Source organism: Nocardia vinacea NBRC 16497 (genome assembly GCF_000308835.1).
Lineage (GTDB): Bacteria > Actinomycetota > Actinomycetes > Mycobacteriales > Mycobacteriaceae > Nocardia > Nocardia vinacea.
The window spans coordinates 23,441-32,204 of sequence record NZ_BAGN01000124.1; the positions used below are offsets into that span (position 1 = coordinate 23,441).

An 8,764-nucleotide genomic window follows, 5' to 3' on the forward strand; every position below is an offset into this window, starting at 1 on the left:
CGTTACGCGGTGATCGGCCGCGGATACACGCTCTGCATGGACAGGAATCGGATTTCGAGATCCCGTTCGAGGTAGTCCATACGACGTTCCCAGAAGTCGCGCATATGCGGGAGCTCGAGGTGTCGGTCGAGGTCCTCCTTCGATCGCCACACCTCGTAGAAGACGAAGGTGGACCGATCGTCGACATCCTCGTGGAAGTGATACTCGAGAGCTCCGTCCTCTTCGCGGGTGGGCGCAACGAACGACAACAGAAGCTCTTTCAGCTCCGATACACGATCCGGCTTGGGGCGAGCGAAGCCCATCAGGGCAAAGGGAACCACCGCACTAGGTACGAAATCTGTCATACCTCCAGACGGTAATTCGAGCCGAGGTACGATGCAAGTCGTACCTTCATGAGGATGGTGGTGTAGATGCCGGACGACCAAGCGGACCCGGTGGATATGGAACTAGGGGCCGTACTGGCCGCGCTGGCGGATCGACACCGTCTCGAGGTGGTGCTGGCCCTGCTCGCGGATGCCGACGGCGCGGAGCGGCATTGCAGCTCGTTCGGTCTGCCGGTGTCGAAAGCTACTCGTACACACCACTTTCGGGTCCTGCGACAGGCGGGCGTCATTCGGCAGGTCAACCGCGGTAACAGCAACATGGCGCAATTGCGAAAGGATGAGCTGGAACAGCGGTTTCCTGGACTGATCGAATTGTTGGTCGGGGAAAACAAGCGCCGAACCACCACCGCTGACGCCGACGCGCTCCCCCCGACCACAGTCTTTCAACGCGGGCCAATCGGCCGTTGAACTCCCTGACACTCGCGGGCCGGTCGGCGCGCCGTCTCCAGAGCACCAGCCAGCGCAAAGCACACGTGCGTCGCACGGCCCGGAACTGGGGCAGCATGCGCGGCTAGGACTCGACCCGGAACGAGAGCCATTGCAATGACCTAACCCCTTCCTTCGACAGATCGTCCACTCTGCCAATCGGTTTCGGCGCCGATGAATCCGCGATCGATCGGCCGATTCAGGTGATCTACTGGCGCTACCCGGAATCGCCGCCGGCAACGGCCGTCGGACCGGCGAAGGGTTCGACTAGTGCACAGGATTCGCTGCGATGGCGGCGGCGATACGCGATAGTTGGATGTATCAGCGGATCGTACCGAAGGTTATGGAATGTCCGGTTGACGAGCGGGTCCGACGATCACTCCGTCGGTGTCGCAGGGGTCCGGCGCACTGTGATTACCCTGGCGGAATAGTGCTTCGCCTCGGGAACAGGAGACGACGTGTCGGTTCCGGGCAATGAGCAGACACAGCAGCCTGCGTCGAAGGGGCCGTGGGGGCGGGTGAGTCCCGCGCCGAATCCGCGGGATCAGGACAGAAATGTGCGTTGACTACCTAACGGGCGTTCGCGCGCGACAGGTTCCACCCCTGCCACGTGTCTTCATCGAGATCGCGGTGGATCGTGGAGAGCACTTCGCTGCGCTGCGGTTCGGGAAGCCGCTCGACGGCGGGGGCGATATCGGGTGAAAGCCTGCCGAGGTAGAGCGTGTCGAGGTTCTTGCCGTGCTCCCAGCGGTCGATATTCCGTTCCGCGACAAGGCCTTCCGGGTTGAGCACAGCCAGCACGACTAGCGTCGACATGGCGGTGCCGATGGCGGCGCGCGGGAGCCAGGTGCCGTCCAAGCGAAGGACAGCGGCGATCATCAATAGATACACCAGCCCCAGCCAGAGTTCGCATACCTCGACCAGCAGGCGCATGACGGTGAAGCCGTATGCCTGCTGGTAGGTCCACATGCGGCCGAGGGCGGAGGCCACGATGATCAGCGTCAGCACGCCGATCGCGCACAGCAGTATCCGCAGCCAGGCTCGGTCGGCAGCAGATTCCCTTGTGGCCCAACGCAATACGACGGCGATTACGGCGAAGGTGAGGATGGTGACGATCGAAAGCTGCCAGAATCCGCTGCGCGCGTATTCGGCGTAGGTGAGATTCGCTGTGCGCTGCACGTAGTCGTCACCGCCGAACAGCGCGACGAACTGGGCGGAGACGAAGACCGCGAACAGGATGGTCAGCGCGCCCACCGGCAGTGCCCACTCCAACCGTCGCAGACCTCGGCCGGACGGGGCGCCCGTCGCCGCGGCACGCGGACCCGCAAGCAGATACATGGCCCCGACGCTGCCCAGACCGAGTACCACGAACAGCACGATCCACTGCACAACCGATGGCACGTCGATCTCCGGCGTCACCGCGTCGAGCAGTTTCGCGAACGTCGCATCGGCGCCACCCAGCAACGGCACGAAAACCGCCAATAGTGCGAGCGTCACCGCAACCGACATCCCGGCTCGCCACGACCGGCGCGCCGGACCGTCACTGATCCGCCCGAACGCCGAATACACCCACGGAATGCCCGTGATCGACTCGATCGGCACCGCGATCACGTCGTACCACGCGCCATACACCGACCGCCGCCCGACAACGGCCAACGACCCGGCCACCCCGGCCCCGACGACACACAGCGCGAACAGCCACCCCGCAGCCCGCACCGCCCCAACCGCCAGCAGCGCCAACGCCAGGGTTGTCCACCACACCCGCCCCCAATTCACAGCGCGAACACCGAATCCCGATCCAGCCGGATCAGCTTCCGCACCAACGTCTTCCACAGTCGTCCGACCGCCGGTACCGACCGGATCCGAGCTCCCCGATCCGCGCTCAGTCGCATTCGAGATGGGCGATTCCGGCGAGTTCGGTATCGACGCCGCATCGGCCCCCACCAAACCGCCGCTGTTCACTTCAGATCGATCGAACCGCGCGCCTGCATCTTCGAGTAACGTCCGACCACCGGGTATCTCGGGAACCAGGCGTCCTGGATCACGCCTCGTCTCCTCGGCCGCGGCCGAATGCTGTGCCGAGACGGCCGCTGCTGCCGTACGACGAGCGCGGCGGTCCACTGTGAATACCGCGGCCGCTGCTACCGAACCGGCGAGTACCCAACCGATTCCGGGGCGGTCCAATGGTATGAACACCGCGCCCGCGAGACCCGCGATGCCCGCTGCGGGCAGTACGCCTGGCGGGCAGGCGATGCGTCGCCACCTCGGCACTTGTACAGGCCAGGGTCGCGGCGCGGGCAACGCGGAGCCCGGCGGCGGAACCGGCGGCATCATGGGCGGCGGCGCACTCGATGACGGGCTCATCGGCATACTTGGCGGGCTCGACCACACACTCGACGAGGTCGGCTGCCGCGACCACGCGCTCGGCGGCACATTTGACGCCATTCCTGATAGCCCGTCCGCCGTACCACTCGACGGCACTCCCCGATCCGCCGTCGAGGTGCCAGTGGGTGCGCTCGATTCCGTCTGCGCCACATCCTCTCTCGTCGGATCCGATGCAGCCGACGCCCGTTCAGCGGACGACGCAGCCGACCCCTCGACAGCCTCCGGAACCGAATCACCGCCGGACTCGGCTGAGGTGAGCGCATCACCCACGGATTCGGACGTGGTCAGGTGGTCGGACTCGGACGGTGTCTGCGTTTCGGCCGAAGAGTCGGCGACGTTCGGTACGCCGGCTGCCGATTCGGGTCGTACCTTCGGCTCCGATATCGCTGCGGGTTGGGTAGGCGATTCGGGTTGCGATGGATCGGATTGGTCTGGCATGGGGCTGCCCTTCCATGGGTGTGCGGGATCGTCCCGGGACTTCGTGGTCCGGGTTGCGGAACATCGGGATGCGTTAAGGGGCGGGAATTACCACGCGGATGCGGGAGCCCGGATCGGCGACGGCTATCGTGCCGCCGTGTAGATCGACTATCCAGCGGGAGATGGCAAGGCCCAGGCCGGTACCGCCGCCGTCGCTGCGCCCGCCGCGGGTGAAGCGGTCGAAGATGGTGGCGCGCTCGGCGATCGGGATGCCGGGGCCCTGGTCTTGGACGTCGATGACGAGAGCACCGCGCTCGACGCGGGCCTCGATGCGGACTTCCCCGCCGGCGGGTCCGTGGCGGGCGGCGTTGTCGAGCAGGTTGAGCAGCACCTGATGCAAACGTGCACGGTCTGCGAAAACGCTTGCGCTGCTTGGTTGCACATCGGTGCGGAAGCGCACGCCGCGCCCGAGCGCTGCCGCGGCCACCTCGGCCTCGGCGATGACCTCGGCCAACAGCGGTGTGACGCTGAGTTCTTCGCGGTCGAGGGCGCGGGCGCCGGATTCGATGGTGGACAGGTCGAGCAGTTCGGAGACGAGTCGGCCGAGCCGTTCGGTTTGCGCGAGTGCGGTGCGCAGGGTTTTGTCGTCGGGTTCGGAGACACCGTCGACCATGTTCTCCAGCACCGCATTCAGCGCGGTGATCGGGGTGCGCAGTTCGTGGGAGACATTGGCGATCAGGTCGCGGCGCTGTTGGTCGGCAGCGGCCAGGTCGGCGGCCATCTGATTGAACGCGACCGCCAGCTGCCCGACCTCGTCGCGGGAGCTGGCCCGTACCCGGCGGGTGTAGTCGCCCTGCGCCATCCGCTTGGCCGCCGCGGTCATCTCGCGCAGCGGTCGAGTGGTGCCGTGCGCCAGGATCTGCGAGGTGATCAATGCGATCACCGTCGCCGCGATCGTCGTCTTCGGCGGCAGCCAGCCGATCCGCAGCCGGAAGAACCCGAACGCCACCCCGGCCGACCCGAGCATCAGAATCGCGAACTTCAGCTTGATCGATTTCACCGGATCCAATGGTCGCGGCACCACTTCCGCTACCGCGTCCGACAAGCCGCGCAGTTTCCGCGAAACACTTGCACACCACTGCGTCCCCGCGTGCACGACATCGTCGGTGGTGTGATCGCTCATCGCGCATCCAACGCATAACCGACACCGTGCACCGTGCGGATCACGTCCGCGCCGAGCTTGCGGCGCAACGCCTTGATATGGCTGTCGACCGCCCGGGTGCCCGCGGCATCGGCCCAGTCCCACACCTCTTCGAGCAATCGTTCCCGGGCCAGCACTACACGGGGACGTCGTGCCAGCCGAGCTAGCAGGTCGAACTCGAGCGGGGTGAGTTGCGCTTCGACATCGGCGCGCCACACGCGACGCTGGTCCACATCGATGCGTAAGTCACCGACGATGATGGTGGCGCCGTCACGCTCGGCGACGCGATCCACCCGGCGCAGCAGGGCGTGCACGCGAGCGGTGAGGACACGAAGCGAGAACGGCTTGGTCAAATAGTCGTCCGCGCCCACACCGAGGCCGATGAGCTGATCGGTTTCATCGGTACGCGCGGTGAGCATGAGAACCGGAATCGGGCGCGCGGCCTGAATGCGACGGCACACCTCGAGACCGTCGAAGCCGGGCAGCATCACATCCAGCACGACCAGATCGGGCACGACTGCCTCGGCCGTCGCGACCGCCCCCGGACCGTCATGCGCGAGATCAACGGTGAACCCCTCGGCTCGCAGGCGCACCGCCACCGATTCCGCGATGGTGACCTCGTCGTCGACCACCAAAATCCTTCGCGCCGCCTGCCCATTGCCCGCCGCGTGCTGTTCCATGAACCGAAACCCTAGCCACCCGCTGTGGAGAGAACCCGCGTCAATTGTGGAGATTCCGTGTGCACCGCAGGCACGCTCGAGCAGGACGGCGGAGCCGGCGACACCAAACTGTTCCCCACCTGCAACGAAAGCGAACACGAGAAGCTGCGACCACGGCGGACAGTTAGCGACATGGTTGCTATGGGCAGGATCGTGATGCGCGTGCTCGTGGCCGCGGTCATCGCGGTCATCGCCCCCTCGGGGCTCCCCGGTGACGCGACGGCCGCACAGACGGCGACGCTGGGCGGCGGCTCGGGCATCCTGATCGAGGGCCGAGCGGTATGCACCCTCACCGCGGTCGGCTATGACAGCGCCGACCGGATGGTCGGGCTCACCGCCGGACACTGCGCCGAGATCGGTATGTCCGTCCAGGCCGAGACGCAGCAGGCGGGCGTCATCGGCACCGTCGCCGCGGTCGACCACAGCGGCAACGACTTCGCAGTCATCGAATTCGACCGCACCAAGGTCACGCCGGTTCGCCAGGTGGCGCAGACCTTTATCGGTGGCATCGGCGCACCGCCGCAACCGGGCGATATCGTCTGCAAGAACGGCCGGACCTCCGGCTTCGACTGCGGTGTGGTGTGGGATACGCACGGGTGGTGGTTCCGGAGCCAGGTCTGCTCCAGGCCGGGTGATTCGGGCGGGCCGGTCACCCTTGGCGACCGGCTGGTCGGGATGAATATCGGGCATATCGGGATCGTGGTGCTCGGCGTGACCGTCTTCGACGTCGCCTGCGGCGCGGCGGCGGTGCACGATCCGGCCGTGGCGATCGACATCGGCGTAATCCTGGATGGGATGGATCAGTCGGGTGGCGTCGGTGCCGGGTTCCGGCCGGTCTGAGATCCTCCGGCCTGCCCGTTCGTGCACTCGATGCTGAAGTGCGCCGACTGTCGAGCGAATACGGTGTCAACCTGATCGGCTTCGCACCCATCGCCGCCACCATATATCCGCGCGCATGGGCCCAGAACCGACTTCGCATCAGCGCCCTCGGCCACACGCTGGTCGCCCGCGCCGTCGCCGCCACCTCAAACACCCCCGGCTCCGATGACAGCAGCGTGACCCGCTGCAACCACTCGAACGCACCTTCGCGCTGGCACTTACCGCAGAATTGCGGTGCATGACAGACCACATGCTCCCTGGGTCGGCCGTCGACTCCGTGGCCGCTGGCACGAATATCGCTCCCTAGCGGCCCGAGTTGCCACCCGTCTTCGCCTGACCGCCCCGGCTCATCCGCGCTGGATAAGGAGCGTCACCGCGGAGTCGACACCAGGCCGAGCATTATCCGCTGAGGTTGGCGAGCAGAAAGTCGCGGGCGACGCTGGACGCGAGTTCGAACTGCTCCTCGTAGACGGCGAAGTGCGGCCCTGGGACCAGCGTCAGTTGTTTGGGTTCCAGTGCCTCGGCGTAGCTCTGCAGGGCGATATCGCTCGGCGTCAGAGTGTCTTGATCGGCGATCACCATCAGCAGTGGCGTCGGAGAGACGCGCCGCAGGAAGGCTTCCGGGGCGTAGGACTGGAATTTGTCGACGCTGGAGAGGGTGACCTCGTTGCGCCAAGTCGGGATCTGCGGGCCGTTGGCCATCAACCAGTTGTAGACCTCGATACCGGGCATGGCGACGAGTTCGGTGGGATCGTCGGAGGCCGCCTTGATCATCTGGTGCGGTTTGCCCGAGGCGCGGGCTTGCCGGTCGGCGGCGATGGCCGCATGGACCGCGGGCAGCATGATGGAGGGGACCAGACTGCGGAAGTTGGCCCAGCCGTTGGTGAGTGGCACCTGCGACACCACCGCGCGCACGCGTCGATCGGTTGCCGCGACGACCAACACGTGGCCGCCCGCGAAACTGGTTCCCCAGACGCCGATGCGTTCCGGATCAATGCCCTCCAGGGTTTGCGCGAAGGTGATCGCATCGCGGTAGCCCTCGATCTGGGCGACGGGGTCGACCTCGTAACGCGGTTCGCCATCGGAGGTCCCGAATCCAGGGTGGTCGTACACCAGACAAGCCAGGCCCGCTTTGCTGAACACTTCCGCGAACGGGGCAACCCATTCCTTGACGCCCGCGAAGCCGTGTGTCATCACCACCAGCGGGACCGGGCCCGATGCCGTGTCCGGCCGGTAGAGCCAGCCCCGCAATGTCACTGCGCCGCTGGTGAATTCGATATCGACCCGCATCCGATGCCCTCCGTTACTTCCGTCCTGTAACGAAGGTACGGTGCGGGTGGCGCGATGTCGAAGGCCGTGCGCGCCGGCAGATCAGGTCCACAGCACCGCGACGAATACGTTGACGATCGCCAAACCGCCGGACGCGTGCGTCATCCACGGCACCGGCTTCCCCTTCTTGGCGTCCGCACGACCGATCTCGGCGAACGCGGCAACCAGCACCGAGATAACCAACTTGGTGCCGATCTTCGCCATATTCGGATCCTTGCCGAGCGAATCGATCGAATCGGCCATACCGACCAGGATCAGACCGGTGACGAGCTGTGCCCGCGCACCCCACACCATCAGCTCGGATACGCCCGGCTGTCCGGCGACATACCCGCCGACAACCGCCGCCATACCCAGCAGATGGGCGACGACGACGATGTTGTACACGACCTCCACGTCGCAAACTCCCTCAGTCACGGTGACCGTTTCGACCCACGAGTCTTCCAGTACCCACGCTCGCCGACATGCAAATCCGAGGCAATGGCGATCTGGCCGATACCGTGCGAGTGGCTGGCTAGCATGACGAGGATGCTGAGCAACGCACACATCGAAGCCCGCATACCCACCAAGGACCTGGCGCGAGCCCGCCGATGGTACGCGGAGAAACTCGGCCTCGACCCGGTCGAGGAACGCGAGGGCGGCCTGCGCTACGAAGGTGCGTCGGGTGTCTTCTGCCTGTTCGCCTCCGCCGGTGCGTCCGACGGCTCGTTCACCCAAATGGGTTTCTACGTCGATGACATCGAGGCAACAGTCGCGGGCCTGCGGTCCCGCGGCGTGGTGTTCGAGGAATACGACGGCACCGTGAACGGGATCATGGACATCGCGGGCAATTATCCGAGCAAGGGGCGAGCCGAGCGGGGCGCATGGTTCCGCGACAGCGAGGGCAACCTGCTCGGTATCGGCCAAGTCATCCCCTAGACCGCGCACGCGACACGCTCGTCACCCTCCCGGCCAGTGCCGAGGAGGCCATCTGCTCAGCGTCGCGACCGAGCGCACGATCACCACCTCGCAGCGGATGACAGTGTCCG

General features: G+C 65.9%; 9 protein-coding genes. 3 read left to right on the top strand and 6 right to left on the bottom strand.

The features are described from left to right. Positions 1-2: 2 nt before the first annotated feature. Positions 3-344, bottom strand: a complete 342-nt coding sequence (locus tag ON44_RS17420) for a putative quinol monooxygenase (RefSeq protein ID WP_040691324.1) — start codon at positions 342-344, stop codon at positions 3-5. 66 nt (positions 345-410) lie between these two features. On the opposite strand from ON44_RS17420, the gene ON44_RS17425 reads away from it, so the two are divergent. Then, positions 411-791, top strand: a complete 381-nt coding sequence (locus tag ON44_RS17425; RefSeq protein WP_063721581.1) for an ArsR/SmtB family transcription factor — start codon at positions 411-413, stop codon at positions 789-791. A 588-nt stretch (positions 792-1,379) separates the two neighbouring features. Here ON44_RS17425 and ON44_RS17430 read toward each other — a convergent pair. The 3 genes from ON44_RS17430 to ON44_RS17445 form a co-directional block, all read right to left on the bottom strand. Then, the gene (locus tag ON44_RS17430; protein ID WP_245567205.1) at positions 1,380-2,585 is read right to left on the bottom strand and encodes a DUF4153 domain-containing protein; all 1,206 of its coding nucleotides are present in this window, start codon (positions 2,583-2,585) and stop codon (positions 1,380-1,382) included. Positions 2,586-3,705: 1,120 nt separating this feature from the next. Then, positions 3,706-4,638: a HAMP domain-containing sensor histidine kinase gene (locus ON44_RS17440; RefSeq protein WP_373283174.1), complete on the bottom strand. Its 933-nt coding sequence runs from the start codon at positions 4,636-4,638 to the stop codon at positions 3,706-3,708. Positions 4,639-4,790: 152 nt separating this feature from the next. Next, the gene (locus tag ON44_RS17445) at positions 4,791-5,492 is read right to left on the bottom strand and encodes a response regulator (protein ID WP_085998554.1); all 702 of its coding nucleotides are present in this window, start codon (positions 5,490-5,492) and stop codon (positions 4,791-4,793) included. Positions 5,493-5,687: 195 nt separating this feature from the next. Between ON44_RS17445 and ON44_RS17450 the strand changes: the two genes are divergently transcribed. Further along, positions 5,688-6,371 carry a S1 family peptidase gene (locus tag ON44_RS17450; protein ID WP_245567206.1) on the top strand — a complete coding sequence of 228 codons (684 nt, stop codon included), beginning with the start codon at positions 5,688-5,690 and terminating at the stop codon, positions 6,369-6,371. Between the two features lie 438 nt (positions 6,372-6,809). Here the strand turns inward: ON44_RS17450 and ON44_RS17460 are convergent, their stop codons facing one another. Both ON44_RS17460 and ON44_RS17465 read right to left on the bottom strand, forming a co-directional pair. Next, complete coding sequence (locus ON44_RS17460) at positions 6,810-7,700, bottom strand: alpha/beta hydrolase (RefSeq protein ID WP_040691329.1); 891 nt, start codon at positions 7,698-7,700, stop codon at positions 6,810-6,812. 81 nt (positions 7,701-7,781) lie between these two features. Then, the gene (locus ON44_RS17465) at positions 7,782-8,132 is read right to left on the bottom strand and encodes a hypothetical protein (RefSeq protein ID WP_040691331.1); all 351 of its coding nucleotides are present in this window, start codon (positions 8,130-8,132) and stop codon (positions 7,782-7,784) included. 132 nt (positions 8,133-8,264) lie between these two features. Here ON44_RS17465 and ON44_RS17470 point away from each other — a divergent pair, with 132 nt between their 5' ends. After that, complete coding sequence (locus tag ON44_RS17470) at positions 8,265-8,654, top strand: VOC family protein (RefSeq protein ID WP_040691333.1); 390 nt, start codon at positions 8,265-8,267, stop codon at positions 8,652-8,654. Positions 8,655-8,764: the final 110 nt, after the last annotated feature.